Below are 26,689 nucleotides of genomic sequence, written 5' to 3'. Positions count from 1 at the left end.
TCTGAGTAACAGCAGAGCCGATCATGCCGGCGTCAACGATCGGATCTGCTGATCAGCCCAGGCCACGCTGCTCCGCCAGCTCGGTGATGGCCAGGGCTCCGCTGCCGGCACCGTCCTGTGGCAGGGGCTGGCCGGAGGGCGGCAGCAGGGGTTGATCCAGCTGCCAACGGCCCGCCAGCAGGTCGGCGCGGCTGAGCAGGCGGTGCTGGCCGTGGCGCCTGAGGGCCTGCTCCAGCACCGGCGCCTCGGCGAAGCCATCCCGGTGCACCAGGTGGATGCCCACGTTCTGGCTCATGGCCTCACAGAAGCTGCTGTAGCCCGGCTTGGTGATCAGGCGCGAGCAATGGCGCATCAGCTCCAGGGGCCGCACCTCCGCCGGCAGCACCCGGCCGTTGTCCGCCTCAGCCAGGGCAGGGTCGTGGCCCAGGAAGGTCCACTGGGGCCAGAGGCCCAGCAGGGCTGGATCGAGCGCCAGGCCCATCCCGCCGAAGGTGAGCAGGGCGCAGCGGTCCGGCTCGTCCGGCAGCTGCAGCTGCCGCATCAGGCCCTCCAGCTCCAGGCGGGGCTCGCCGGCTGTCAGCCCGATGCGGCGGCGTGGGATGTCCCAGGGCATCGGCATGGCCAGGGGGCACTCCAGCAGCAGATCGCCGCGGCGGTAGAGGGCCAGGCAGTGCTCGGCCCAGGCCTCAAAGGGGCCGCCGAAGGGCCGGTAGATCACATCCCAGCCGAAGCTCGCCAGCCAGATCAGGGGGGCCCCCACCGCCTCGGCCAGCAGGGCTGCCGCCGGAGGAACGTCACCGATCACAAGCACGGGCTCCCTCTGGGCCAGCAGCCAGGCCGCCTCCCGCTCCAGCTGGGCGGGCAGCTGGCCCTCCAGCTGCTCGAGGGCCACCAGGGTGGCGGCGGGATCGGAGCCCAGAGCGTCAGCCTGCAACACCCCCACATCCCAGCGGCAGGGTCGGTGCTGCACGGCCAGCGGCGCAAAGGCCGTGGCCAGGAAGGAGGGCGGCAGGGCGGTGGAGAGCACCAGCCGCCAGTGGGGCCTGAGCCGCTGCAGTGCCGCCAGCACCGCCGCGCTGCGGGAGCCGTGGCCGAAGCCGTGGGCACTGATGCAGGCGTAGATCAGCACGGCACGGCCGGAGCCGGAGCCGCCTGGTGCAGCACCTCTTCGTAGTGGAGGCAGCCATTGAGCCCATACCAGTGGTGGCTGGCCCGGCGCACCAGGGCACCGCCGCCGCCCAGGGGCTCGAGTTCCACCCAGGAGAAGTGGCGCAGGGCGCGACCAGCCAGGTCGTGGCCGTGGCGCGCCACAAAGGCGGCATTGAGATAGATGGTGCCCTCGCGGTCCACCGCCAGGCTGCGGCGATGGCCCTGGCCCCGGCGCAGGGCGTGGTGCATGTGGCCGAACACCACCAGGGGCACAGGACGATGGACCCGGATCTGGCGGATCGCCAGGGTGAGGTCCTGGTCGCCCCAGTCGCAGGCGGGCTTCTTCCAGTCGCGACCGCAGGGGTCATCGACGCCACTGCCCAGGCCCGCCGGGCCGCAGTGGGCCAGCAGCACCAGGGGCAGGGCCGGGTCAGCGGCGAGGGCGGCGGCAGTGATCCGATCAGCGGAGTCCTGGAGGGTCATCGGCCCGAAGGCCGCCAGCACGGCGCGGGAGAGGTGAAAGCCACCGCCGGCGGTGCCCGGGCGGGCACCCACCACGGCGACCCCCGGCGGCTCCAGCTGGCGCAGGCCCCAGCCGCAGTGCAGCTCCCCCAGGCAGGCGATCTGGCGCAGCAGGGTGCGGCCTGAGGCATCCCTGCCGGCGTCGTGGTTGCCGAGCACACAGGCCAGGGGCAGGGGCAGCCGGTTCAGGCGAGCCGGGATCTCGGGGCAGCCATCACTGAGATCACCCACCACCAGCACCGCATCGGGGCGCAGCAGCTCCAGCAGCTTGTGATCGCTTTGATCCCAGGCGCGTGGGGATCTCCCACCACGGCCAGACGCAGAACAGGCATCCACCACTACCTAGGCGGGCCCATCCTGGCCAGTAGGGGTGCCGCTTGGTTTTCAGGGGCGCCCACAGCACACACATCCGTACGCCTCGAAGCAGTTGCGGGTGCACGCCCTGGCAAGGCCAATGACTGGCGATCGTGCAGATGATCCGCGAGCTGGCGATCGAACGGCTGGTTCTTGGCCAGGCTGAAACCAGTGGCGGCTGACTGCACTCTCTAGGCTGGCTGATCCAGCCCCATGGGGAACCCGGTTGGTGTTCACGGCAGCTCACAACTCAGCCCGCCGCTCGCCAGGGCAGGCAGCCGCAGCGCCGCATGTGCCGGCCGCCAACGAACTGCCGGCGGCGATCGAATCCCTGCGCCGCCAGCGCAATGCCGTGATCCTGGCCCACTACTACCAGGAGGAGGCCGTGCAGGACATCGCCGACTTCATCGGCGACTCCCTGGAGCTGGCCCGCAAGGCCGCCGCCACCGACGCCGATGTGATCGTGTTCTGCGGCGTGCACTTCATGGCCGAGACGGCCAAGATCCTCAATCCCACCAAGACGGTGCTGCTGCCGGATCTGGAGGCGGGCTGCTCCCTGGCCGATGCCTGCCCCGCCGACGCGTTCGCCGCCTTCCGGGCCGAACACCCCGAGCACCTGGTGGTGAGCTACATCAACTGCTCGGCGGCGGTGAAGGCCCAGAGCGACCTGATCTGCACCAGCAGCAACGCGGTGGATCTGGTGCGCCAACTGCCCGCCGACCGGCCGATCCTGTTCGCCCCTGATCAGAACCTGGGCCGCTGGGTGCAGAACCAGAGCGGCCGTGAGCTCACCCTCTGGCCGGGCAGCTGCATGGTGCACGAAACCTTCAGCGAGCAGGCCCTGCTGCAACTGCAGCTGGAGCACCCCGAAGCCGAGGTGCTGGCCCACCCCGAATGCCAGCAGCACCTGCTGGATCTGGCCGACTTCATCGGCTCCACCAGCCGGCTGCTGGAGCGGGCGGCGGCCAGCGAGGCGCCGGACTTCATCGTGCTCACCGAGCCTGGGATCCTGCACCAGATGCGCCAGCGGGTGCCGGCCAAGGCCTTCTTCGAGGTGCCGGGCGCCGATGGCTGCAGCTGCAACGCCTGCCCCTACATGCGCCTGAACACCCTGGAGAAGCTGTGGCAGTGCCTGCACAGCATGGCTCCGGCGATCGAGCTGGAGGAGGAGCTGCGCCAGCGGGCCCTTGCGCCCATTGAAAAGATGCTGGCCATGAGCCGCTGATCAGGCCCGAGATCGCAGTTGCCGGTAGAGGCGGTAGCCGCGCCGCAGCCGCTCCAGCAAGGGGGTGGGAACCCGCAGACGCAGCGGGGCGATCACGGGGCGGTAGAGCAGGTGGTAGGCCCGGCGCAGGTCGCGCCAGGCATCGCAGGGCTCGGGATTGAGGAAGTCGGAGATGTCCACGATCCGGCCCCGGTCCCGGTGCAGCAGCACGTTGCGGCCATGCACATCGTGGCCGTGCAGGCCGCGGCTCTCGGCGTAGGCGATGGCGGCGTCGATGTCCCGCACCAGCTGCAGCGGTATCGGCACCCCCTCACTCACACAGTCGTAGAGCGTGGTGCCCTGCAGGCGCTGCAGCACCAGGTAGCCCTGGCCCACGTGGTGGCAGACAGAGAAGGCTGGGTGGGTGCCAATGCGGCGATACACCTCGGCCTCCCGGGTCAGACCCGGGCGACCCGGGGCATACACCTTCACCACCAGCTCGCTGTGGCGGGGATGGTGCAGCACCGCCGCATAGTTGCCGCTGCCGAGGCTGCGCCAGGGCGCGGGCAACTGCTCCACCACCACGGGGTCATGGGGGTGGAGGCTGCGGATCAGAAGCAGCGGCAGCAGTTCAGTCTCCACCAGGTCCAGAAAATCCTCAGGAACCGGCTGGCTGCTGCGGGGAGGCACGGACCCTGGGCGGAGCGCAAGAGGCTAGGGGCGGGAACCAGGCGCGTTCAGGTCGCTGGAAACGCTGCCGGGCCAGGAGGCCGATGGGCCAGTAGGTTTGCGCTCATTCGCAGCGGTGGGGGAACCACCATGCTCTGGCAGGCCGTGCGAGGCAGCCTGGGAATCCTGCTGCTGCTTCTGGTGGCATGGCTCTTCTCCCTGGATCGGCGGGCCACGCCGTGGCGGTTAATCGGGGTCGCCATGGCCACTCAGCTGGGCCTCGGCCTCCTGCTGTTCCATGCCGCGATCGGACGGTTGGTGTTCTCCTGGCTGAATGGAGCCATGGTGGCGCTGCTGGCCCCGGCCCGCACGGCGGCGGAATTCGTGTTCGGTCCGCTGGCGGTGCCCGGCGGGGAAGAGGGCAGCCTCGGCCTGATCCTGGCCTTCCAGGCTTTCCCGATCGCGATCTTCTTCTCGGCCCTCACGGCCCTCCTGTACCACCTGGGGGTGATGCAGCGGGTGATCCACGGCCTGGCCCGCTTTTTCCGCCGAAGCCTCGGAATCACGGGGGTGGAGGCCACCGTGGCCGCCAGCAATGTGTTCGTGGGGATCGAATCGATGCTCACGATCCGGCCCTATCTGGCCACGGCACGGCCCCATGAGCTCGCCGTGGTGCTCACAGCGGGGATGGCCACCATTGCCAGCACGATGCTGGGGCTCTACGTGGGGGTGTTGCAACCCTACTTTCCCGGCATTGCCGGCCACCTGATCACCGCCAACCTGCTGAGCGCGCCGGCTGCGGTGATGATGGCGCGCATCCTGGTGCCCGAGCCGCTGCCTCAGGGCACGCTGCAACAGCAGCCCCAGGCCCGCCCTGAGCCGCGCGGGCTGCTGCCAGTGCTGGCGGAGGCTGACCGCTGCGGCAGCAGCGTGGAGGCCATCACCCAGGGAGCCAACGATGGCCTGAAGCTGGCGCTGGGAATCACCGCCGTGCTGATCGCCTTCGTCGGACTGCTCACCCTGGCCAACACCGGCATCGGCTGGCTCGGAAGCTGGGTCGGCCAGCCCCAGGTCAGCCTGCAATCCCTGCTGGCCTGGGTGTTTGTTCCCTTTGTGTGGATGATCGGCGTGCCCTCTGCCGACGCTCTGGCCGCCTCTGAACTGCTGGCTCTGCGCCTGGTGGCCACGGAGGTGCCGTCGTTCGTGAGCCTGGCCGCCAGCCTCGAGGCCGGGACCTGGAGCGATCCGCGCTCGGTGGTGATCCTCGCCTACGCCCTCTGCGGCTTTGCCCACCTTCCCTCGCTCGGGATTTTTGTGGGTGGATTGTGTGCCCTGGCCCCGGAGCAGAAGGGCGTGGTGGGCAAGCTGGCCTGGCGGGGGCTGCTGGCGGCCACCCTGGCCTGCCTGCTCACGGGAGCCGTGGCAGGGTTGCTGGGGGGATTCACGGGGTTGGCTCTCACTGCCTGAGGCCGGAGTGTGCCGGCTGGCCGGGCCCTCAGGGCTTCGGCAGCCTCAGCGGCAGAGGCTCGTCGGGCGCAAGATGGGCGCCGATGGCATGAAAGATGCTGTCGGCTGCGTTGCTGTAGGCGCCGATGTTGTGCAACGACAGGGGGGCGTAGATCCGTTCCTGGATCAGCGCCGGGAGTGATTGGCCGGTGATGCGCTCGAGGGCCAGGCCAAGCAGCACATAGTTCGTGTGGGCGTAATTCGAGTTCGCTCTCGGCTCGTAGAGGAGCTCGTGCAGATTGGCGTAGGAGAGCTTCTCCTGGGTGGTGAGCTGCCGGAAGGGATCGGTGAGCTGATTCTCGATGAAGGCATCGTTGCCAATCGATGAAGGCATCGTTGCCAATCGATGAAGGCATCGTTGCCAATCTAGTAGTGGCGATAGCCGGAGGTCATCCGGGCGAGCTGGCCGTGCGTGACCCGATCGGCATTCGGAATCGACGGCAACTAGGCGGAGAGCTTGTCATCGAGACTCACCCTGTTGTCGTCCACCAGTTGGAGCAGCAGGGTGGCCAAAGAGGAGATGGCGACGGCGCCATTGTGGAAGTGCATGGCCGGGCTGGCGGGCACTCCCATGGCCGACTCTCCCCCGGCCCCGGTGACCACCTCCCTTCCATCGGTCGTGACGCGCACGATTACCCCCCGAGCTGCTCTGAGGCCGTCTGCTCAAGCACGATGCGCAGGATGGCGGCCGCCCGGGCCCCATCCGCCGCTCTTGCGGTGGCGCCGAGGCCTGCCAGTGGCGCGGCGGAGCTGAAGGCTATGGCAACGAGCAGGGTGGCCGCCAGGCCCAGCAGCGGTTGATGGCGGAGTGCGGTGGGACCGTGCATCAGCGACAGCCTCAGTACCTGTAGTTGGCCTCAAACAACGGCGCGTCGTCGGAAGGCTCGGAACCTGGCACGTAGGCCCCTCGGGCTGCCTGGCCGTTGGCGCGGGCCCGGGCCAGCAGGGCCGCCTGGCCGGCGGCTCGGTCGCGGCCCGACCAGTGCTTCAGGCAGGAGTGCTGCAGGGCCCGGCCAAAGGAAAAGCCCAGATGCCAGGGCGCAGAGGGGGCCGCCTGGTTGATGGCGTTGAGATAGAGGCTGGCCTCCTCCTCACTGAGGCCACCCGAGAGGAACAGCACCGCGGGCACAGCGGAGGGCACGGTGCGCTCCAGGGTGCGCAGGGTGTAGGCGGCGGCCTGCTCCGGCGACGGCGCCTGGGGGCAGGCCCGGCCGGGGAGGGTGAGGGAAGGCTTGAGCAGGGTGCCTTCCAGAAACACCCCGTGGAGCCCCAGGGCCGCATAGACACTGCGCAGCACCCACTCCTGCACGGCGGCTGTGGTCTCGATGTCGTGGTCGCCGTCCATCAGGATCTCGGGCTCCACGATCGGCACCAGCCCCACCTCCTGCACGGTGCGGGCATAGCGGGCCAGCCCCCAGGCGTTCTCGCGCACGGCCAGCTCCGAGGGCGCTCCGCCGCTGGAGATGGTGAGCACCGCCCGCCACTTCGCAAAGCGGGCGCCGTGGGCATGGGCCCGCGCTGCCCGCTCCAGCAGCCCCTTGAGCCCGGTGCACCAGCTCTCGCCCGGCAGGCCACCGGGCAGGGGCTCCACCCCCTGATCGAGCTTGATGCCCGGCACGATGCCCTGGGCCTGGAACAGCTCCACAATCGGCGGCCCCGGCCGGCCCGCCGCATCCACGCTGTGCTGGAACAGCGTTTCCTCATAGAGAATCACACCGCTGATCGCCTCCGACAGGCCCTCGCTGCTGGCCAGCAGGCTGCGGTAGGCACAGCGGTGGGATTCGCTGTTCTCCACGCCGATGGACGCGAAGCGCTTGCCGATCGTGCCGGTGGATTCATCCGCCGCCAGCAGACCGCTGCCTGCCCGGGCCAGGGAGGACGCGGTGGCCGCAAGCTCGTCGCGGAAGATGTCGAGCGCCATGGCAGGGGCAGAGATCAAGGTGCAAACCAGACGGGGCGGCTCAGCCAGTGCCCCACGGATCCAGGCAGGTCATATCCTTACAGAACGAACACTTTCAGAACGTATCCGTCCATGAAGGCCAGACCTTCGTAACGGTGTTTTCTTACAGCGAACCAGAGATTTTCTCCAGGAGCCACTCAAGGGATGGCCAGAGTTTGGCCTCAATCTTGAGGCCAGTGTTGCGCGGAATGTCAACGCCTCGACTGGCTTTTGAAGGTAAGACCGTTCGGTGACATCTGGCAGCTCGTCCATCTGCCAGGATTCGCCCCTCCGAACTCGCCTCAATGAAGCGCCAGCCCTGGCTCCTTGTGTGGGCTGCCACTGCAGCCACCGCAGCGGCTGTTCCGGGCACCCTGGCCCTGGCGCAAGGCCCGGGCCAGGGTGCCCAGAGGGCACTCTTCAACACCAAGGCTGAGGCCGAAGCGGCCGCCAGGCAGTTCAACTGCAAGGGCGCCCACCGGATGGGGAACCAGTGGATGCCCTGCGCCAGCCACGCTGGAGCCTCCGGCCAGAAGGCCAAACCCTCCCCCCAGCACTCCACACCAGTGATGCCTTGATGCCAGCTCCACCTGTTGCGGCACCCCCAGCCGCCACGTCCAAGCCCAGCTGCGGAGGCAAACCGAAGATCGTGGCCATCGGCATCGCTCCTCTGGGGATCATCTCGATCGGCATCGTGCCCATGGGCGTGATCAGCATCGGCGTGGTGCCCATGGGAGTGCTCAGCATCGGCGCCGTGGCGATGGGCGTGATCAATGCCTCCGTGGTGGGGATGGGCGTCGTGATCGCCGGGGTCAATGTGATGGGCGTCTGGTGGGCGGGGCTTGAGGGCATGGGCCCCTACCGCCTGGGGGGGGGCAGGGGCACGGCCACCAGCACGGCGCAAGCCAGGAGAATCTCTACGCCTACCCCGACCGGCAGACCGCCGAACAGAAGGCCAGGGAGCTCGGCTGCGAAGGCGTCCATGCCATGGGCTCGCTCTGGATGCCCTGCCAGGAGCACCCCGAATCGGCGCCCGCAGCGGTAACGCGCTGATGCCAGCAGCCCCCGCTCACACCAGCTCCGCCAAGGGCACGAAGCGGTAGCCGCGGCGGCGCAGGTCGGGGATGATCAGGCGCAGGATCTGCAGGGTGCGGCCGCTCAGGGCCGGCGTGTCGTGCAGCACCAGGATGCCGCCGGGGTGGGCGTTGATCGCCACGAACCGGCGCACGAACCAGATCGGCGGCCGCAGTGTGTCCCAGGGGAAGATGGAGCCGAGCACCAGCCGGTAGCCCTGCGGCGCCAGCCAGGCCAGCATCGCCGGGTGAAACCAGGCCTGCCCGGGCCGAAACCAGCGCCAGGAGAGGCGCTGCGGCGCGGCTGCCGCCTCGATCGCCCGCTCCGTGGCCTGGAGCTGCCGCAGGAACACGGGCCGGGGCAGGGCGCTGGCCCTTTCATCGCGCCAGAGGTGATTGCCGAGGCTGTGGCCCTGCTCCAGGGCCCGGCGGGGAAAGGAGGGGTCCAGGGGCAGATGAGAACCGATCAGGAAAAAGGTGGCCGGCAGCTCCAGCTGCCGCAGCAGCTCCAGCAGTGCCTCGGAGCCTGGCCCACTGGGGCCGTCATCAAGGCTGAGGGCCAGGCGCCGCTCCTGGCCTGGCCCACAGAACAGCACCTGCGGGTTGAGCGGGGCGAGCAACCCGCGGATCAGCCAGCTGGGAACCAGCAGCACGGCGCCGGCCAGGCCCAGCACCAGGGCGGCCACGACCAAACCGGGCAGCACAGACCCTGCCATCTCGGCGAGCCCCGCCAGGGCCGGCACGCTCAAGGCCCCGAAGGCGGGGGGGGACAACCATGGCGGCAACGGCAGAAGACGCAACGGCGATCACTCAAGAACGATGACACCCACCGCCGCCCCAGCGTTCGTTCCGGCGGGCCGGGCTAGGGCTGGAGCAGAGGCCATCCTGTGCCCCCCTCCAACGCCATGGCCACCGCCAAGAAGCCCACCGGCCGCAGCCGCCGCTCCAGCACTGCCCACAGCTCCGCAGCCACGGCAACGGCCCTCGCCGCTGCCCGCACGGTGATCTACTGCCACGGCATCTCCAACATGCCGCCGGAGCGGGAGCTCCGCTCCCAGTGGGATCAGGCGCTGTTTGGCGCCGAGCAGGGCGAGAGGACCCGCATGGCCTACTGGGTCGACCGCGAGCGCTACCCCCAGGCGGCGGGTGTGTCGATCCGCTCGATCGGGGAGGAGAACGCCCTGCTGCAGCCCCAGGGCGCAAGCCTTCTGGAAGCCTCGATCAGCCACAGCGACGCGCCGGTCGAGTCGCAGGCCTTCGTGGAGGCCTTGAGCGAGCAGCTGCAGCAGGCCGCTTTCACGGCAGCCCAGCAAGGCGCCCCCCTGGGGGGGCCTGCGGCGTTGTCGATGGAGGCCAAGGGCTTGTGGAGTCCGGTGACGGCCCTGTTCACCAAGGTGTTCATGGCCGACGTGAACGACTTCCTGTTCAACAAGGCCAAGCGCGCCCGCATGGTGCAGACGGTGAAGGAGCGGGTGGTCACCGGAGGCGGCCCCTTTGTGGTGATCGGCCACAGCCAGGGGAGCATGGTCACCTACCAGGCCCTGATCGAGCTGGCCGAGGAGCGGCCCGGGCTGGAGGTGGACCTGTTCCTCACCATCGGCTCCCCCCTGGGGCTGCCCCAGGTGACGGATGTGCTCCAGAAGTGGCACGGCAAGGCGCTGCCGATTCCCGCGGCGGTGAAGCGCTGGGTGAACATCGCCCAGGACGGCGACATCGTCTGCCTGGATCAGTCCCTGGCCGATGAATACAGCGCCGCGGGCAAACCCGCCGTGGTGGATGAACGGGTGGAGGGGCTGGTGTGGCCGCCGAGCAAGGCCCACGCCGCCGAGCGCTACCTGAGCCGCCGCGACACCCAGGTCACGGTGATGGGCGCGGTGGACCGCTCCCGTTTCCAGCCTGTGAGCCCCGTGACGGTGGCCCGCAACCTGGCCGACTCCCTCGATGACGACGCCAGGAAGCGGCGGCCGGTGCTGATCGAACTGATCGACCGTGCCCCGGCCGGCGCCCAGCAGGCCCCTGGGGCAAAGGGGGGGGACGCTTCCCTCCAGGCCACCAAGGCCAGGGTGCTGGCCTGGATCGACAGCCATGTGCTCCAGGGTCCGATCACTGCCGACACGGTGTTTCTGGAAGACCAGCTGGAGCACTACGTGGCGGTGAACCTCAACCGCGCCGAGGTGGAGACCCTGGCCTGCGACCTGAGCCAGCACTACGGCAGCGCCTCCCCGGCGGTGTACCGGATGTTCAGCAACAGCAAGAAACGGGCCCTGATCCGGCACTCCATCCACACGGTGCAGGCCCGCACCGCCCAGCTCGGCTACAACGCCCACGGCCAGGGCATCACCTGGGCCGTGCTCGACACGGGCATCGACCGCCACCATCCCCATTTCCACAACCCGGCCTTCGGCCCGGAGGGCAGCATCGCCGCGGACTGGGACTGCACCGGGCGCGGCGCCGTGCAGCCCGCCAGCGGCAATGACCCCAACGGCCACGGCACCCACGTGGCGGGGGTGATCGCCGGGGGCCTGATCCTTGCTGGCGGCGCTGAGGGGGCCGAGCCGATCGAGATGCTGGGCATGGCCCCGAGGGCCCGCCTGGTCACCTACAAGGTGCTGGCCGACAACGGCAGCGGCTACGACGCCTGGATCCTCAAGGCCATCGACCACATCTGGCACCAGAACCAGAGCAGCCGCCGCCTGGCGATCCAGGGGGTGAATCTGAGCCTGGGGGGCGCCTTCGATCCGGCCAGCTTCGGCTGCGGTGATTCGCCCCTGTGCGCCTCCCTGCTGCGGCTGGTGCGCCAGGGGGTGCTGGTGGTGCTGGCGGCGGGCAACGAGGGCAGCGGCGACATCGTGGTGAATGGCGCCAGCTCCACCCGCTCCTTCGATCTCTCGATCGGCGATCCCGCCAATCTGGAGGAGGCGATCGCCGTGGGCTCGGTGCATCCCACCCTGCCCCACCGCTACGGCACCTCCTACTTCTCCTCCCGCGGCCCCACCGCCGATGGCCGCCTCAAGCCCGATCTGGTGGGTCCGGGGGAGCGGATCCTCTCCTGCCGCAGCAGCAGCGATCCCGATCGCAGCGCCAGCCACGACCCGGGCCAGAGCCTCGATGAGCTCTACATCCCCCTCTCGGGCACGAGCATGGCGGCGCCCCACATCTCCGGCGTGCTGGCCGCCTTCCTCTCGGTGCGTCCGGAGTTCGTCGGCTATCCCGAGCGGGTGAAGCAGATCCTGCTGGAGCACTGCACCGACCTCAAACGCGACCGCTACCACCAGGGCGCCGGGCTGCCCAACCTCTCCAAGATGCTGTTGCACACCTGAGCGGAGCCAGGGGGCCTGAAGGGGCTTGGAGTTGGGGAGGTGCCCTCAGGCCAGGTCCTGGACCAGCACCACCCGGTAGCGGGCCTGGCCGGAGCGCAGGTGCTCGAGGGCGTCGTTGGCCTGCGACATCGGGAAGGCCTGGACCGTGGGGGCGATGCCGTGGCGGGCCGCGAACTCGAGCATGGTGGCCACCGTGGCGGGACTGCCAAGCGGGGATCCCGAGAGCGACTTCTGGCCCTGGATGAGCGAGAAGGCCCCAAGGGAGATCGGCTCAGCCACCGCGCCCACAGTGTGCAGCCGGCCGCGGGGCTTGAGCGCCGCCATGTAGGCGCCCCAGTCGAGGCTCACATTGGTGGTGTTGAGGATGAAATCAAAGCTGCCGGCGGCCCGGGCGAGCGCCTCGGCATCGCGGGAGTCGAGGGTGCTGTGGGCCCCGAACTGCAGGGCTTCGCTGCGTTTGGCCTCGCTGCTGGTGAAGGCCACCACCTCGCAGCCCCAGGCCCGCAGAAACTTGAGGGCCAGATGGCCGAGGCCGCCGATGCCGATCACGCCGACGCGATCGGTGGGCAGCACGCCGTACTGGACGATCGGGTTGAACACGGTGATGCCGCCGCAGAACAGGGGGCCGGCCGAGGCCGGGTCAAGGGCGGCGGGCAAGGGGGTGAGCCAGCTCCAGTGGGCCCGCACCCGGGTGGCGAAACCGCCGTGGCGGCCCACGATCGTGCCCTCGGCCGTCAGGCAGAGGTTCTGGTCGCCCGAGAGGCAGTTGGAGCAGCAGCCGCAACTGCTCGAAAACCAACCCAGCCCCACGCGATCGCCCATCTGCAGCCGCTTGGTGTGGCCGCCGAGGGCCACCACCCGTCCCACCACCTCATGCCCTGGCACGAACGGGTAGCTGGTGCCGCCCCAGTCGTTGTTGAGCATGGAGAGGTCGCTGTGGCAGAGGCCGCAGCTCTCAACGGCGATCTCCACCTGCTCGGGGCCCAGCTCCGGCGGGGTGTAGCTGAACGGCTGCAGGGGCTCGCCGACCGCGAGGGCGGCTAGGGCCTGGATCGGAGCGCTCATGGCGGCGGTGCTCAGCTCGACGGTCACGCTACGGGTGAGGCTGGCAGCATCAAATGGTGAGGGGGGCAGCGTCGCTGGCGGCGAGGACCTGCACCAGCAAGGCCTCGAGCTCGGGATCGCCATTGACCAGCCAGGCCATAGGCTCTGGACCCCAGGCTGATCTGATGCTGGGATGGATCCAGCGCCGATGGCCCGTTGAAGTCGCTCGAATCCGCCCTGCCGGTGCTGATCGTGGCGGTGGTCACCCAGTTGACGCTGGTGGTGCGCAGCTCCCTGGGAAACCGCAAGACACGGCGCTTTCTGCGGGCTGATCTCGCCACTGAAGCGCGGGAAAGCCTGCGGGGGCTGGATCTCTTCCTGGCCTCCTGCAACGGAGCCAACATCACCGATGTGAACCAGCTTGGGCCTGGACTGGCCATCGCGATCGCGCCGATCCAATGCAAGGCGGAATACGTGCGTCTGTCGACGGCGATCAAGGAGGCGCTGCCCACCCTGAGCAAGCAGGAGTTCAAGGCAGCTTCGTCGCTGAAGGGGGCTTTTCGCCTGATCATCGGCTACACCGAAGCCTGCAACAACTACTTCCAGATCCTCCAGAACGCCACGATCAGCCCTGGGATTTCGGAGGATGCTGTGGAGTTGCGACGCCGGATTTTCCGTGACTTCGGTGTTCAGGCCAGGCAGCAAATCAATGACCATGCCGACAAGGCCAGAACCGCGGCCAGCCTGATGCTGAAGGGCATGGACGACCAGGAACTCGAACCCCCCGATTCGGCCACCGCTGCGGGTTGGTAGGCAGGCTCTGGACCGGCGGCCTGTGGTGCAGGACTTCGGTGTGCTGCCCCTTGCCCTGCGCGAGGGCCTGGGCGGCCGGCGAGCGTCGCGGCCTGGATGGGCAGCCCTACGCCCTCGATCAGCGCAGCTTCTGCCGCCGCCGGCAGCAGACCCTCAGCCACCAGGGGCTGGAGGCCCTGGTGGGCTTCGAGATCGAATGGATGGTGGGGCGCACCAGCCCTGACGGCGCCTGGAGACCTGCCGTGCCGGGAGGCCCCTACGGCGCCGATCGGCTGGTGGAAGGCCTCGATTACCTCGCAGCCTTCGCCGAGGCCCTGGATGGGGCCTCTCTCGACTGGCTCCAGCTTCATCCCGAGTACGGCGCCGGTCAGTTCGAGCTCTCCCTGGCCCCGGGGTGGCTGGCCTCACCCCCGAGGGAGAAGCCCTGGTGGCGGGCCTGCTGCAGGAACTGCCGGCCCTGCTGCCGCTGGCCTGTGCCCTGGCGGTGTCCTACCGACGCCTGGCGCCCGGTCGCTGGGCAGCGCCGTTCCAGGTGTGGGGGGTGGAGAACCGGGAGGCGGCCCTGCGGCTGATTCCCGCCTCAGCGGTAGGGGAACCAGCCCACCTGGAGCTCAAGGTGAGTGACCTCAGCGCCAATCCCTACCTGCTGCTGGGAGCGGTGCTGGCCGTGATCGAAGCGTCGCTGCAAACACCTCGACCCTTGCCGGCGCCCGTCTCGGGAGATCCCAGCCACATGGACGATGGCACGGCCCCGCGCCTGCCCAAGGACCTGGCTGCCGCGACAGCGGCGTTCCACGGTAGCCGAGGCCCGGCATGCCGAGATCCGCCGCTGCGAGGGGATGGAGGAGCAGGCCCTGATCGCCTCCACCTGCTGCTGGCCCGTGGTCGGCTGAGCCGCTGCTCAGGCGCCGGTAGCTGCTGCGCCCGCAGACGATGGGCACAAGCCCGTGCAAAGGCAGGCAGTCGATCCCCTCTCACAGCTGGCTCCGATGCTGTTGGCGGAGGTTGGCAGCGGAGACATCGCGCCGGTCGGCCTCGCTAGAAAGTCGGTGTGACTCCCAGCACCCGGCCCCCCAGTGCCCTTCCCCCAGGCGCCCTGCTGCAGCTCACGCCCCAGGGGCTCTACTGCCCGGCGGCGGCGGCCTGGATCGACCCCTGGCGGCCGGTGCCCCGCGCCTGATCACCCACGCCCACGCCGACCACGCCCGGCCGGGCTGCGGCGAGTACTGGGCGATCGACGCCAGCGAACCGATCCTGCGCCAGCGCCTGGGGGCCAAAATCAACCTGCTGCCGGTGGCCTACGGCGAGCTGTTGCACATCGGCGACGCCCGGGTGTCGTTCCACAGCGCCGGCCACGTGCTGGGCTCAGCCCAGATCCGCCTCGAGGCGAGCGGCGAGAGCTGGCTGGTGAGTGGCGACTACAAGCGCTGCGCCGACCCCAGCTGCGCCCCGTTCGAGCCGGTAACGGCCGATGTGTTCATCACCGAGGCCACCTTCGCGCTGCCGATCTACCGCTGGCAGGGAGGCGCCGCCGTGGCCGAGCAGATCCGCCGCTGGTGGCAGGCGGCGCCGGAGCGGCCCTCGCTGCTGTTCGCCTATGCCTTCGGCAAGGCCCAGCGGCTGCTGGCGGAGCTCCACGCCATCGGCGTGGGCGAAGAGGTGCTGCTGCATGGAGCCGTGGACACCCTGATGCCGGCCTACCGCCAGGCCGGGGTTGCGATGCCGCCCACCCGGCCGCTGACGGCCCTCGACAAAGGCGAGGCCCTGGCGGGCCGGCTGGTGATCGCACCGCCCTCCGCCCACCGTTCCGCCTGGATGAAGCGGTTCAAGGCGCCCCAGACGGCCTCGTGAGTGGCTGGATGGCGGTGCGTGGCGCCCGCCGACGCCGGGGCTATGAGCGGGGTTTTGTGATGAGCGACCATGCCGACTGGGACGGCCTGATCCGCAGCGTGCGCGACAGCCAGGCCCAGCAGGTGTACGTGACCCACGGCAACAGTGACGGGCTGGCCCGCTACCTGCGGGAGGTGGAAGGCATCGCCGCCGACCCCCTGGATGGCCGCTTCAGTGAAGAGCGCGGCCAGGAGGAGAGTCAGCCATGAGCACGGCATGGGCTGAAATGAAAAATCCCTGCGGTGCAAGGGCACATCGCAGGGATGAAATAGATCAGGATCAGATCAGAACTTGTGCGCTCGCAAAGCCTCAACCGTAGAGATGTAGGTAATACAGGAAAAGTTATCAAAATACTTTTCGACCACCTTATTCTGGATGGCATCAGCCATTTCACGGCTGGATGTCAACACTTCGAATTTAATGTTGGAGAAGGTATGCGACACACTGGGCTCACCGGTTGATCGCACATTGCGGCTGCCTTCACCAGCGGCCGCAAGGATGGTGTAACCGGTAGCGCCCTCTGCCTTGATGATCTTGGCGATCTTTTTCAGCAGAATTTCTTCTGTGATGATGATCAACTTAAAGACTGGCTGGCTCATGGAAAATGACCTCAGATTGGAAGCATGGTAAACAACCTAGGATCTAGGCTTACTGGGCAAGCATATACTGGGCAAGCCCGATAAAGAGCGGAATGCCGATGGCGATCGCCACTGGCGTTCCGATGGCGGTGGAAGCACCGATGTAGGCAGAGGGATTGGCCGTGGGAATGCCAGCTCGAAGAGTAGGCGGCCCGGAGATATCAGAACTGGAAGCAGCGATCACAGCCAGCACAACGGCACCACCGATACTGAAGCCAGTGATCTTGTGAATGATCAGGCCGACGCCAAAGGCAATGAAACCATGAAGCAAAGGAGAAATGAAGGCATAGATGGCAAACCACTGGGCCACCTTGCGCAACTCATTCATACGCTGTGCAGCCTCCATACCCATGATGATCATGAGGATTGAAAGGAAGCCGCGGAAGAGAGGATCAAAAAATCCTTCATAGACACGCTCAGGCCTGGTCAAGATGCCAAGACCAACACCAAGCAGCATCGCCGTGACAGCAGAGCTCTGCAGACTGTCTTTGATGATCGGCCAGATTTCGACTTTTTCGGACGTGTCAGCGGATTTACGACCTGTGTAAACGCTGGCCACCACGATCGCCGTCACCAGCGCCGGGATGTCCATGAATGGATAAAGGGCAGCGCTCCAGGCCTCGTACTTGATTCCTGCCGACTCAAGCTGGGGCAGAACGGCGGCGAGGGTAGAACCACTCACAGCGCCAAAAAGTCCACCTGTTGCGATGGCATCAGTAAATTTGATGCCTGGCATCTTTCCTAGAGTGTACTGAGCAATCAGTACAATCAGGATGCCGATCAGCACAGCGGCAAGGGCTGGCAGAAGAATTTCTGAAAGGTTGGAATTGCGAATCGCAATACCTGCGCTCAAACCAATCTTCAAAAGCAAGAAGAAGGTGATGAACTTGTAAATGGCATCCGGGATTGCCAGCTGGCTACCGAATGAGGCTACAACGATGCCGCCGATCAGGAAGCCTAGGGTCGGAGACTGAATCTGCTTTATGAAAAGCTCAAGAAAGTCAGACAATTCAAATCCTCTGTTGGTTTAGTGATTGAGGTCGCTAAGAAATCAGGTCGTCGTGGAAGGATTCCGGACAAGTCTGCAACCAGATTGCCTGGTTCCAGAGCTTGTCTTCAAGCATCTCCAGGTGAGTACCGGAGATGCCGTCATCGCCACAGAATGGAGCAGAACCACACTCCGTGATTTTGGAGCCCAGCAGGGGGGGGAGGCTGCAAAAACGTCAGGAAAAGTCACCATCCGTTTGAATTTTCAGTCATGCGGGGGTGGGGGGAGCTCAGGAGGGAAGATAAACCCAAGGGGTTCTCCTCGTGCTTGATTCTGAGCACGCAGACCAGAGACGTTCAACTGGCCCAAAGACAGAGCTTTTAGCCATGCTGATTGACCAGAAAAATGCTGAGAAAGTCATACAGGGGAAGACCCCGCCGTGTGTCTCTTCAGTGAAAGGTGGTGGTTTGACGGAAAAAGGGAATGAGGCCATGGACGGTTCGCTCCAACCCATCCAGTCAGGTTCAGATCGCGCATGGGAGCTGACGACCGCACCATACCGTGAAGGCTGAATCCCCAGAGGGGCTAGGTGCTCTCAACAGGCAGACATGACTGGCAGCAGCAAAGGTTGGGTGACATTAATTCCATCTCAATGGGGTTGGGCGCTTGATGGACAAAGAGTTGCAAATCCTACAGATAAGCCTGGATTATCCGACAGGGTCATGGTATGGGCTTTCGACTCAGCAACGAATCCAATCCCTGTCTACCGCAGCCACCAGTTGGCCAATTCGCACCAGTGCGGACCGAGCTCTGATGGCCCAAGGCACACGTTTCCGGCGTGTTGTGAGACACAATCGCCTGTTTAGCTCGAACATGACACATGCTTCTTCTATACCAGCAATACGTTCCCGCAGTGCGGTTGCGGCGTCCCAGGTAGTGGTGTGAATCTGTAGGATCAGCTCCTGCTGAGCTGGGGCTGACGGCTCACCTCCCTGAGATCTCAGCTTTGGCAATGAGTAGGCCAGTCTGTGACCCTGTTCGGAGCACAACCAACAAACCGAACACCGACCATGATCCTCACCCATCGTGGTGGCTCTGAGCTGAGCCAACTCATGGAGGGCAGCACCTCAGGCGCCCTGATCCCAGAGATCGTGCACCGGGGCTTCCAAGACCTGCTTCAAGCCTGACGTCAGATTGACTCCACGTCGGGGTCTCCCAGAGCAAACCTGGCTCGATTGAGGCCGTGCTGGCACGGGATGGCGTTGTGCGGTGGGATCAACGTGCCTGCACTGCAGTAGCCGATGCGGAGCTTGTTGCCATCTGCTCCAGAACCATCCCAGCGAAGGAGAGTCACCTCCTGCCCACAGATCGGAGGGTGTCCCCTGCTAGACGCTCACTGAATCCAGCAATGAACGCCACCAGAAAGATCTTGTAAAGCTCCTGTGAGTCTAGATCGCCCAGCGGATCAACCCCTGCCGCCAGGCTGGCTGGGCCAGAAGCTGAAGCATCCATGCTCTGGACCGTGTGGTCATGGAGGCGGAAGTTAGCTGGCATGAAGTCAATCACATTTGTGGTGAGAACCATGAAGATGACAATTCCAAAAACGGCACCTATAACCGGCTTGAGTGCACCAACAACAAAGGGGTTCCTCACATTCTGTTCATCGACATGATCCAACCGAATCAAAATGCTCATGATGCTGCCCAGAGCACCGGCAAAGGCGGCAATGGCAAGGCGACGCGAATGCTTCAGCAGAACGGGATCCTGCAATGGCCCGGCCAGGGTGTCGATCCAAACGCCATACCAGTTTGACTCGGCTGGGTTGTCTGGCAGCCCTTGCTCAGCAGGCTGCAGTGGCCGAGACTCAGTTGTGGTGATGTCTTCATACAGCAGAGTGAGTCGCGAAATTGCTCGGCTGAACTCACGGTCCTTCTCGGCTTTCTCACCCAACACAAGATTGCGTTCTCTATTGAGATTTTCCAGCACTCGAATATTTTGCTGCTGCTTCTCAACTCCAGGCTGCTGAGCGGCAGGCTGTTCAGCTTGCTCAGGTTCCACCAAAAGAGGCTTCTTTGCCAGTTCAATCGAAGGCTGGAGGGCTTCGAGGCTGGCATCGATATCTCTGTTCTGGTTATTGATGTCCAAGAGTCGCTTCACCTCCACGGTGAGATCCTGGTAATTGCCAATGAGCTCGGCTTGCCTGTTCGCCGTGTTGATCGCAGACAAGGCTCCAAGCACCGTTGTCGCCGTGGTTGTCGCCAGCAGAAATAGCACGGAGATGGTCAACGACACCCCAAGCCCCGCCAGCATCCTTCCCTGAACGGACTCCTGGCGTTGCAGTGTTCTGACCCTCCTGACCAGTTTCTGCACATTCAGCACCGGCAACCATGGTCGACGCTGCTTGAAGCCAACCCATTCAAGGCGATCCTCCACCTGATCAAGGCGGCCAGACCAGAACTGGATGTGATCGCCTGAATCGGTTCTCAAACCCTTGGCAATGTCTTCCAGCTGCATGGCCAACAACAACAGCTCCTGCATCAGGCTCTGCCGGCAACCCTTGAGGAGGTAGCGGCAGCGATACGCGGCGATGCTGAGCTGATGCAGCGCTTCGCGGTAGGCAGGCTGCTGATGCCGCTGAACCTGCAGCGATCGCAGCAGACGCGACTCCATCGCCAGCCGCTGAATCACCTCATCCGGCAGCATTCCGGGCTGCCACGACCTCGGCGAGGTGCTGGACACCAGCAGCTGCCGCCAGCCGCTCTGGAGCAGATCAAGGCCACTGAGTCCATACTGAAGCCGAGCACCAGGATCGTCCGGCCGTGGCAGTGAGCCGTCTCTGGAGCTGCCAGCCAGGGAGATCAGCGCTTCGGCTCCGTCGAGGCTCGACACGGCCAGGGAGCGTTCATCGTCAGACACTCCCTCGAGCCCAACGAGCGACTGCCTCATCAGGGCCAGCAGGGCACTGATGCGTTTCAGGGCCTGCTCCAGCAGCGCGTCGATCTGCTGGTCGTTGCCGCTCCCCTGGGCCTGCAGTGCCTCAAGCTGGGCCAGCGTGCGATCAACACGCTCTCGCACCTCCCGTTCACTGGACTCTGAACGCCCTGCACCAACGGCGCCGGCTGAAGGAGGAATCGGTTGGTCACCGGAAGAATCCATGCCGATGTCCCAAGGCCGGAGGCGAAGCTTAAGCGCGCTGCCTGGGACTGGTCGTCATCCCGGTTGGCGGGTCAGGGCCAAAACGGCATGGTTCAGGGCCTGAAACCGGTCGAGATCAGTGTGATCGTGGGGAAGCTGTTCATAGAGCTTGAGTTGCTCCAGCCGTTGCAGGGTGGTGCCCCGGGCTCCCACCACATACACGTTGCGGCCCACTTCGATGGCCTCCTCCACGGCATTCTCGATCGCCAGGGCAGCGGTCAGCCCCAGATGCACCACCTCGCTGAGGTCGAAGATCACCGCATCACAGTCGCCGATGGCGTTGTGTTCACGGTTGATCGCCTTCGCCACCCCGAAGATCATCGAACCATTGAGCTGGAACAACAGCACCCGCCCCCCGGCCGCATTGAGCAGATGCCGTTCCTCCGGCGTCAGTTCACCGGCGTCGTCACCGGTGCTCACCAGCCGCACGCCGCGGGTCTGCATGGCGCTCATCTTGTCGATGGTGAGGATGTTGGCGATGAAGATGCCCACCCCCACGGCCACCATCAGATCCACCAGCAGGGTGAGGGCGATCACCACATAGGTGATCAGGGCGCCCTTGCCGGAGAGCTTGGGGACGCGGGCGAGAAAGCCCCAGTCCACGATGTCGATGCCCACCTTGAACACGATCGCGGCCAGGACGGCCAGGGGGATCTGGGCCGCCAGGCCCGACCCCGCCAGGATCAGCACGGCCAGGATCACGGCCCGCAGCACCCCTGAAAGCCCCGTGCGTCCGCCCGCCTGGATGTTCACCACCGTGGCGGTGGTGGCCCCCGAGCCGGGCAGGGCCCCGAACAGGCCCGCCGCAATGTTGGCCACCCCCTGACCCACCAGCTCCTTGTTCGACTTGTGCTCCGTGCGGGTGAGGCTGTCGGACACCAGGCAGGTGAGCAGGCAGTCGATCGAACCGAGCATGCCCAGCAGGGCCGCATTGACCAGCACCAGCTGCCAGACATCAGCCGAGAGGGCCGGCAGGGTGAACTGGGGCAGGCTGCTGGAGATCTCGCCGATGCGGCGTAACTCCACGCCGCGGAAGGCCACCAGGGAGAGGATCGTGCCCACGATCAGGGCGAACAGCTGGGCGGGGATCAGCCGTTTGATCCGCTCGGGCGTGAACCACAGCACCAGCAGGGTGAGCAGCGCCAGCAGCGTTTCCATCGGCTGGATGCCCTGCAGCAGCTGGGGAAGATTGCGCAGGGTGCCCATCACTCCGCCCAGGGGCGGCTCCTGGCCGAGCAGCGGCCCGATCTGGAGCACGATCAGAATCGTGCCGATGCCGCTCATGAACCCGGAGATCACCGTGTACGGCATCTGGGTGATGTACTTCCCGAGCCGAAACACGCCGTAGAGGATCTGGAACACCCCCGAGAGCATCACCACGGTGAAGGCGATGGCCAGGGCCTCAGCCGGACTGCTCGCCCGGGTGGTGAGGGTGGCCAGCACGGCGGTGAACACCACCGTCATGGGGCCGGTGGGCTCCGAGATCAGGGCAGGCGTGCCCCCGAACAGGGCCGTGACCAGGCCGATGATCGCTGCCGACCACAGTCCCGCCGCCGCGCCCGCCCCGGAGGCCACGCCAAAGGCCAGGGCCATCGGCAGGGCGATCACGGCGGCGGTGAGCCCTCCGTAGAAGTCGCCCCGGATGTTGTTGCGGCCGATGTAATTGAAGATCCGGCCGGCCTTGGGGGGCGTCTGCGCCGTGGCGCTGGGGGCTGCTGTCATCAAGCCATCGCGGGGGTCTGGGGAGCCGTCGGACCATGGGGCCGCACCGCAAGGGTTCTACCCCATGGGGCCATGGCGCCTTTCGCCCCTCTTCCGCAAGCGGAAGGCCTGGCTCCGGCAGAAGCGCCGGGCGGAAACGCAGATTGCCGGCGGGGCTGAACCGGCCTAGACCCGGGGCCAATCCCCTGACGGGCCAGCATTTGATCCTCCAGCTCCGGGCCAGAAGTAACAGACGCTTTTCATCCTCACGGTCGCTGGCGGCATGGGTGCTGCCTGGGCTGCTGGGGATGCCTGGGCTGCTGGGGCTAGCGATCGGCGGACCATCCCTGGCGGCTGCTCCGGCTGCCTCACCGGCATCCACGCCATCGGCAGGGCTGACCACAGCCCAGCTCGATCGGGCCCTGGAGCAGCTGCCCGACCTGATCACCACGGCCATGCAGCGCACCGGGGTGCCTGGGATCGCCGCTGTGGTGGTTCACGGTGACGCCACCGTGTTTCTGCACGGCTTCGGCAGCCGTCGCCTGGGCAGCACCGAGCCGGTGGATGCCGACACGGTGTTCCAGCTCGCCTCGGTGTCGAAACCGATCACCAGCAGCGCCATCGCCGCGGTGGTGAGCCAGGGGGGGATCAGCTGGGACACCCCGGTGATGCAGCACCTGCCCGAAACGGTGATCGGCGGCCGGGCGATCGGGGCGAAGGTGACCCTGCGGGATCTGCTCTCCCATCGCAGTGGCCTGCCCGACCATGCCGGCGATGAGCTCGAGGACATCGGCTTCGATCGGGCCACGGTGCTGGCGCGCCTGGGGCTGCTGGATACGGGCAACCGCTTTCGCGCTGATTACGCCTACACCAACTTCGGCTTCACCGCCGCCGCCGAAGCGACAGCTCGCGCCACGGGACGTCCCTGGCACGAGCTCACCCGGGAGCAGCTGTTCGGGCCCCTCGGCATGACCCGCACCAGCTCCCTGCATGCCGACTTCATCGGCCACCGCAACCGCGCCGACCTCCACCAGCTCAGCAACGGCACCTGGACGCTGAGCCCCGGTCGCCAGTCGGATGCCCAGTCGCCGGCCGGGGGCGTCAGTTCCACGGTGCGCGACCTGGCCGCCTGGATGAAGAAGCAGCTCAGCGCCGAGGCCAGCTCAGCGCTGGCCGAAACCCACCGGCCCCAGATGATCAGCACCGCCCCCGCCGACCCCACCAGGGATCAGGCCCAGCTCTACGGCCTGGGCTGGAACGTGGGCCGCGACCGGACAAATGCGGTCAGGCTCAGCCACAGCGGCGCGTTCAACCTCGGAGCCGCCACGGCGGTTACCCTGCTGCCGGCCGAGGGGCTGGGGATCGCCGTGCTCACCAATGGCTCGCCGATCGGAGTGCCGGAATCGATCAGCGCCGCCTTCCTCGACCTGGTGCAGACCGGGGAGGTGCGCATGGACTACCTCCCGGTGCTGGCGGAGGTGTTCGCCGAACTGCTCGCCTCCACCTATCCGGTGGTCGGGGCACCGCCCGCGGCACCGGCCCTGCCCCTGGAGGGCTACACAGGCACCTATCGCAATGCCTACGTCGGCACGGTGGAGGTGGTGCCGGCCGGGAATGGCCTGCAGCTGCTCCTGGGACCCGATCGCCTCAGCCGGCCCCTCACCTCCCTGGGGCAGCATCGGTTCTCCTATGAACCCATCGGCGAGAACAACACCGGGCCCAGCGCCGTTACGTTCAGCCTGGGGGAGGATGGTCGGCCCACCACGGTGCGCATCGACAACCTCAACACCCAGGGGATGGGGACGCTGCAACGGCTGCGGGAGCCGGCAGCAGGGCCTCCAGGCTGAGGTCGTCGCGGCGCAGCAGGGCAAACAGGGTTCCCGCATTGCCGCGGCAGAGGCGCAGCTGATCGTCGAGCACCGTGATGTCGAGCCAGGCCGGGAAGCCTGGCGTCACCCGGCGCAGCAGCTGCAGCCGGGTCTGGCCCACGGCGGGCCCCAGCCAGCCGCCCCGCTGGAAACGCACCTCCACCCTCTGGGACGAGCTGATGGCGATGCGCGCCTCCACCGCGATCCCCCCGAGCGGGGCCAGGGGCCCCGCCGGCAGCAACAGGTTCAAGGCCCTCCCCTGGGAGGGGGCCAGCAGTTGCAGGTTCTGCAGCCAGGGGGAGGCCTTGAGGTAGGGCTGGGAGCTGCTGCTCCAGCGCAGCTCCCACACCCCCTCCAACTGCTGCCGGGCTGCATCGCTCTGGAGATCGGCCGGCGAGGAGGCCTCCAGGGCCGTGATCAACGGCCGCACCTCGCCATCACGGCGGTGGGCGCTGCCCCGGGGGCCCTCCTGCAGCAGGGAGAGGAGCTGCAGCCGCTCAGAGTTGCTCATCGCAGTCGACGGCCTCCCGGAGGGCCTCTGGGGGTGTGGGGTCACGGGCCAGTGTGGCGCCATCGACCCCGAACAGGGCTGCTTCCACGGTGAGCCCCGGACCGAATCCCAGGGCCAGGCAGGGGCCTGGGCCGGGGCCCTGTCCCTGCCGCAACCGCTGCAGGATGAACAGCAGGGTGGCGGACGACATGTTGCCGAACCGGCGCAGCACCGCCCGCGACACGGCCAGGCGCTCATCATCGAGCTCGGCGCTCTGCAGCACCGCCGTGAGGATGCGGGGACCGCCGGGATGCACGGCCCAGTGGCGAATCGCCTCGAGACTGAGGCCCAGCCCGGCCAGCCAGCCATCCAGCCAGGGCCGCAGCTGCGCCTGGATCACTGCCGGCACCCGCGCCGAGAGCGCCATGGAGAAGCCGTGGTCCTCGATGAGCCAGGCCATCGCCCCGGCCGTGTGCGGAATCACGGTGGAGCCACTGGCCAGCAGCTGCAGGCCTCCCTGCCTGGGCGCCTCCCTGCCTGGACTGCCCTGCCCCGCCACGGCCACCACGGCGGCGGCGCCGTCGGCGAACAGGGCGTTGGCCACGATGTGGTCGGGGTTCCAGCCCTCCTGCAGGTGCAGGCTGCACAGCTCCACGGCGCAGAGCAGCACGCAGGCCCGGGGATCGGCCTCCACGAAGGCCCGCGCCACCCGCAGGCCATTGAGGGCGCCGTGGCAGCCCATGAAGCCCACATGGGTGCGGGCCACGTCCGCCGCCAGGGGCAGACCGGCCACCAGAGCCAGGTCAAAGCCCGGCGCCGCAAAGCCCGTGCACGACACCGTGACCAGGTGGGTGATGGCGGTTCCCGCCACCCCGGCCTCGGCCAGGGCCGCGCGGCTGGCCTGCAGTCCCAGCTCCAGGGCCGCGGGGCCATAGCGCCGCATGCGCACGGCGGTGCTGGGGTTGGGGTCGTCATCGGGGGTGATGCAGTGGCGGTTCTCCACCCCGCAGCGCTCGTAGATGCGGCGCAGCAGCCGCTGCTGGCGTGGGCTGGCCCCGCGCATCTGGGGGGCGCGGGCCAGGGCCTCAGCCTGGCTGAGCCGCAGCTCCGGCACCGCCGTGCCGAGGCCGAGCAGGGTCATCGCCACGGCGCCGCCTCCAGGGGGGAAGGCGCCGCTGGGGTGGAGATCAGCGGCGGCAGAGCGGTGTGCTGCACCCGCTGCAGCAGCGGCCTCGCCACGGACGGCAGCAGGGCGGCGGTGCGCTGCAGCGCCGCGGTGGCCGTGGGATGACGCAGCAGCAGGGCCAGGCCGCGGCAGACCGTCTGCCGGCGCGCCACCCAGTGGCGGTGCTGCTGGTGCCAGTCATCCGCGAGGGCCGGGTCCCACTCCACCAACCCCCGCCGCACCAGGGGCAGGCAGGCCAGCGCCGCGGTGAGCGCCCAGCCCATGCCCTCGCCCGTGAAGGGCTCCACATAGCCGGCGGCATCCCCGAGCAGGAGCAGGCGATGGCCGGCCAGGGGCCGGGTGCGGCGCGTCAGGGGCGCGGTGAGCTGCCAGGACTGTTCAGCGGGCTGTTCGACCAGGGGGGGGAAGCCCGCTTCGGCCAGGATCGCCCCGGCCAGGGGCGCCGGCCCACCGGCGCGGCGAAGGGCGGCGGGATCGAAGGCGCAGGCCAGGTTGAGGGCGCCGGTCTCCACCCGCACCGCCCCCACATAGCCGCCCCGGCCCACCGCCATGTGGATCACCCCAGAGGGATAAGCCTCCGGCGGGCCGGCGGCATCGCCTTCCAGCACGCAGCCCGCCCCCACCCGGCTGCCGGGGGCAATCCGGGTGCGCAGGGCCGGCTCCTGCCGGGGGCTCCGGTGCGTGAGGCCCGCCGCCAGCAGCACCACGGCAGCCCGCAGGCGCTCCTTCCCGCCGCGCCGGTGCAGCACCAGCTCCCGCCAGGCGGGCTGCACCGGCCCCAGCTCAGCCCGGCTGCCGAAGCGCACCGCCGCCCCGGCGTCAGCGGCGGCCTGCAGCAGGGCCTGATCCATGTGGTGGCGCGACAGGGCACGCCCCTGGCGCAGCGGCAGGGGCAGGCTGCGGCCGGCCACCCCCAGCTGGAGCTGCTCCAGGGGCACACCGGCCGCGGCGATGTGGTCCAAACCCATGGCCTGCAGCACGGCCAGGGCCTGGGGGCTGAGGCAGGCGCCACACACTTTCCAGCGGGGAAACTGGCGCTGCTCCACCACCAGCACCCGCGCCCCCTGGCGGGCCAGGCCCAGGGCCGCCGCCGCCCCCGCCGGCCGCACCCACCACCAGCACGTCCCAGATCACGGCAGC

24 protein-coding genes and 3 pseudogenes are annotated in these 26,689 nt (G+C 67.5%); 11 read left to right on the top strand and 16 right to left on the bottom strand.

Annotation, left to right across the window (positions count from 1 at the left end; translation table 11 throughout):
- Window positions 1-52 precede the first annotated feature (52 nt).
- Both IQ220_RS04670 and IQ220_RS04665 read right to left on the bottom strand, forming a co-directional pair.
- Window positions 53-1,129, bottom strand: a complete 1,077-nt coding sequence (locus tag IQ220_RS04670; protein WP_193913337.1) for a hypothetical protein — start codon at window positions 1,127-1,129, stop codon at window positions 53-55.
- A complete protein-coding gene (locus IQ220_RS04665) occupies window positions 1,123-2,007 on the bottom strand; it encodes a TIGR04168 family protein (RefSeq protein ID WP_370566323.1) in 885 nt (294 codons plus the stop codon). Before IQ220_RS04665 ends, IQ220_RS04670 begins: the two co-directional genes overlap by 7 nt.
- A gap of 310 nt (window positions 2,008-2,317) precedes the next feature.
- Here IQ220_RS04665 and nadA point away from each other — a divergent pair, with 310 nt between their 5' ends.
- Window positions 2,318-3,250, top strand: a complete 933-nt coding sequence (gene nadA / locus IQ220_RS04660) for a quinolinate synthase NadA (RefSeq protein WP_370566322.1) — start codon at window positions 2,318-2,320, stop codon at window positions 3,248-3,250.
- Here the strand turns inward: nadA and IQ220_RS04655 are convergent, their stop codons facing one another.
- Window positions 3,251-3,919 (bottom strand): serine/threonine protein kinase, encoded by a 669-nt coding sequence (locus tag IQ220_RS04655; protein WP_193913335.1) that lies wholly within the window; start codon window positions 3,917-3,919, stop codon window positions 3,251-3,253.
- Between the two features lie 129 nt (window positions 3,920-4,048).
- Between IQ220_RS04655 and IQ220_RS04650 the strand changes: the two genes are divergently transcribed.
- Window positions 4,049-5,365: a NupC/NupG family nucleoside CNT transporter gene (locus IQ220_RS04650; protein ID WP_193913333.1), complete on the top strand. Its 1,317-nt coding sequence runs from the start codon at window positions 4,049-4,051 to the stop codon at window positions 5,363-5,365.
- Between the two features lie 28 nt (window positions 5,366-5,393).
- On the opposite strand, the gene IQ220_RS16000 is transcribed toward IQ220_RS04650, so the two are convergent.
- The 4 genes from IQ220_RS16000 to IQ220_RS04640 all read right to left on the bottom strand — a co-directional run bounded on the left by IQ220_RS16000 (window position 5,394) and on the right by IQ220_RS04640 (window position 7,325).
- Window positions 5,394-5,738, bottom strand: a complete 345-nt coding sequence (locus IQ220_RS16000) for a serine hydrolase domain-containing protein (RefSeq protein WP_255510841.1) — start codon at window positions 5,736-5,738, stop codon at window positions 5,394-5,396.
- A 110-nt stretch (window positions 5,739-5,848) separates the two neighbouring features.
- Entirely contained in the window at window positions 5,849-6,034 is a 186-nt protein-coding gene (locus tag IQ220_RS15995; protein WP_370566321.1) for a serine hydrolase, read from the bottom strand.
- A gap of 2 nt (window positions 6,035-6,036) precedes the next feature.
- Window positions 6,037-6,231: a hypothetical protein gene (locus tag IQ220_RS15595; RefSeq protein WP_228008860.1), complete on the bottom strand. Its 195-nt coding sequence runs from the start codon at window positions 6,229-6,231 to the stop codon at window positions 6,037-6,039.
- An 11-nt stretch (window positions 6,232-6,242) separates the two neighbouring features.
- Window positions 6,243-7,325, bottom strand: coding sequence for a class I fructose-bisphosphate aldolase (locus IQ220_RS04640; protein WP_193913648.1), 1,083 nt, complete (start codon window positions 7,323-7,325; stop codon window positions 6,243-6,245).
- A gap of 323 nt (window positions 7,326-7,648) precedes the next feature.
- Between IQ220_RS04640 and IQ220_RS16435 the strand changes: the two genes are divergently transcribed.
- Window positions 7,649-7,921 (top strand): DUF3721 domain-containing protein, encoded by a 273-nt coding sequence (locus IQ220_RS16435; RefSeq protein ID WP_186699455.1) that lies wholly within the window; start codon window positions 7,649-7,651, stop codon window positions 7,919-7,921.
- Between the two features lie 391 nt (window positions 7,922-8,312).
- A pseudogene (locus IQ220_RS16430) lies at window positions 8,313-8,396 on the top strand (hypothetical protein); the annotation flags it as partial.
- 16 nt (window positions 8,397-8,412) lie between these two features.
- On the opposite strand, the gene IQ220_RS04625 reads toward IQ220_RS16430, so the two are convergent.
- The gene (locus IQ220_RS04625; RefSeq protein WP_228008859.1) at window positions 8,413-9,189 is read right to left on the bottom strand and encodes a polysaccharide deacetylase family protein; all 777 of its coding nucleotides are present in this window, start codon (window positions 9,187-9,189) and stop codon (window positions 8,413-8,415) included.
- A gap of 114 nt (window positions 9,190-9,303) precedes the next feature.
- Between IQ220_RS04625 and IQ220_RS04620 the strand changes: the two genes are divergently transcribed.
- Entirely contained in the window at window positions 9,304-11,736 is a 2,433-nt protein-coding gene (locus IQ220_RS04620; protein ID WP_370566320.1) for a S8 family peptidase, read from the top strand.
- A gap of 45 nt (window positions 11,737-11,781) precedes the next feature.
- Here the strand turns inward: IQ220_RS04620 and IQ220_RS04615 are convergent, their stop codons facing one another.
- Window positions 11,782-12,801, bottom strand: a complete 1,020-nt coding sequence (locus IQ220_RS04615) for an NAD(P)-dependent alcohol dehydrogenase (protein ID WP_193913644.1) — start codon at window positions 12,799-12,801, stop codon at window positions 11,782-11,784.
- A gap of 195 nt (window positions 12,802-12,996) precedes the next feature.
- Between IQ220_RS04615 and IQ220_RS04610 the strand changes: the two genes are divergently transcribed.
- The 5 genes and pseudogenes from IQ220_RS04610 to IQ220_RS04600 all read left to right on the top strand — a co-directional run bounded on the left by IQ220_RS04610 (window position 12,997) and on the right by IQ220_RS04600 (window position 15,692).
- Window positions 12,997-13,593 (top strand): hypothetical protein, encoded by a 597-nt coding sequence (locus IQ220_RS04610; protein ID WP_193913330.1) that lies wholly within the window; start codon window positions 12,997-12,999, stop codon window positions 13,591-13,593.
- 50 nt (window positions 13,594-13,643) lie between these two features.
- The gene (locus IQ220_RS15585) at window positions 13,644-14,165 is read left to right on the top strand and encodes a glutamine synthetase (RefSeq protein ID WP_228008858.1); all 522 of its coding nucleotides are present in this window, start codon (window positions 13,644-13,646) and stop codon (window positions 14,163-14,165) included.
- Window positions 14,051-14,332 (top strand): annotated as a pseudogene (locus IQ220_RS16425) (glutamine synthetase); the annotation flags it as partial. The gene IQ220_RS15585 and the pseudogene IQ220_RS16425, both read left to right, overlap by 115 nt.
- A 1-nt stretch (window position 14,333) precedes the next feature.
- Window positions 14,334-14,486, top strand: a complete 153-nt coding sequence (locus IQ220_RS16420; RefSeq protein WP_370566351.1) for a hypothetical protein — start codon at window positions 14,334-14,336, stop codon at window positions 14,484-14,486.
- A 203-nt stretch (window positions 14,487-14,689) separates the two neighbouring features.
- A pseudogene (locus IQ220_RS04600) lies at window positions 14,690-15,692 on the top strand (ligase-associated DNA damage response exonuclease).
- Between the two features lie 75 nt (window positions 15,693-15,767).
- Here the strand turns inward: IQ220_RS04600 and IQ220_RS04595 are convergent.
- The 4 genes from IQ220_RS04595 to IQ220_RS04580 form a co-directional block, all read right to left on the bottom strand.
- A complete protein-coding gene (locus IQ220_RS04595; protein ID WP_193814065.1) occupies window positions 15,768-16,082 on the bottom strand; it encodes a hypothetical protein in 315 nt (104 codons plus the stop codon).
- A gap of 49 nt (window positions 16,083-16,131) precedes the next feature.
- Window positions 16,132-17,130, bottom strand: coding sequence for a sodium-dependent bicarbonate transport family permease (locus tag IQ220_RS04590; protein ID WP_193913328.1), 999 nt, complete (start codon window positions 17,128-17,130; stop codon window positions 16,132-16,134).
- Window positions 17,131-18,459: 1,329 nt separating this feature from the next.
- Entirely contained in the window at window positions 18,460-20,265 is a 1,806-nt protein-coding gene (locus IQ220_RS04585; RefSeq protein WP_193913326.1) for a hypothetical protein, read from the bottom strand.
- A 54-nt stretch (window positions 20,266-20,319) separates the two neighbouring features.
- Entirely contained in the window at window positions 20,320-22,026 is a 1,707-nt protein-coding gene (locus IQ220_RS04580) for a SulP family inorganic anion transporter (protein WP_193913324.1), read from the bottom strand.
- A gap of 287 nt (window positions 22,027-22,313) precedes the next feature.
- On the opposite strand from IQ220_RS04580, the gene IQ220_RS04575 reads away from it, so the two are divergent.
- Window positions 22,314-23,852: a serine hydrolase gene (locus IQ220_RS04575; protein WP_193913322.1), complete on the top strand. Its 1,539-nt coding sequence runs from the start codon at window positions 22,314-22,316 to the stop codon at window positions 23,850-23,852.
- Here the strand turns inward: IQ220_RS04575 and IQ220_RS04570 are convergent.
- Genes IQ220_RS04570 through IQ220_RS04560 form a run of 3 tightly spaced genes read right to left on the bottom strand, consistent with a single transcriptional unit; the run spans window position 23,788 to window position 26,658 of the window.
- Complete coding sequence (locus tag IQ220_RS04570) at window positions 23,788-24,384, bottom strand: PAP/fibrillin family protein (RefSeq protein ID WP_193913320.1); 597 nt, start codon at window positions 24,382-24,384, stop codon at window positions 23,788-23,790. The two genes, IQ220_RS04575 and IQ220_RS04570, sit on opposite strands and share 65 nt — an antisense overlap.
- Window positions 24,371-25,510: a type III polyketide synthase gene (locus IQ220_RS04565; protein WP_193913318.1), complete on the bottom strand. Its 1,140-nt coding sequence runs from the start codon at window positions 25,508-25,510 to the stop codon at window positions 24,371-24,373. Before IQ220_RS04565 ends, IQ220_RS04570 begins: the two co-directional genes overlap by 14 nt.
- Window positions 25,501-26,658, bottom strand: coding sequence for an NAD(P)/FAD-dependent oxidoreductase (locus tag IQ220_RS04560; protein ID WP_193913316.1), 1,158 nt, complete (start codon window positions 26,656-26,658; stop codon window positions 25,501-25,503). The genes IQ220_RS04565 and IQ220_RS04560 overlap by 10 nt, the downstream gene beginning before the upstream one ends.
- Between the last annotated feature and the right edge of the window lie 31 nt (window positions 26,659-26,689).

Source organism: Cyanobium sp. LEGE 06113, assembly GCF_015207615.1.
The sequence above is the reverse complement of the archived record's forward strand: the minus strand, read 5'-3'. Positions and strand labels throughout refer to the sequence as shown.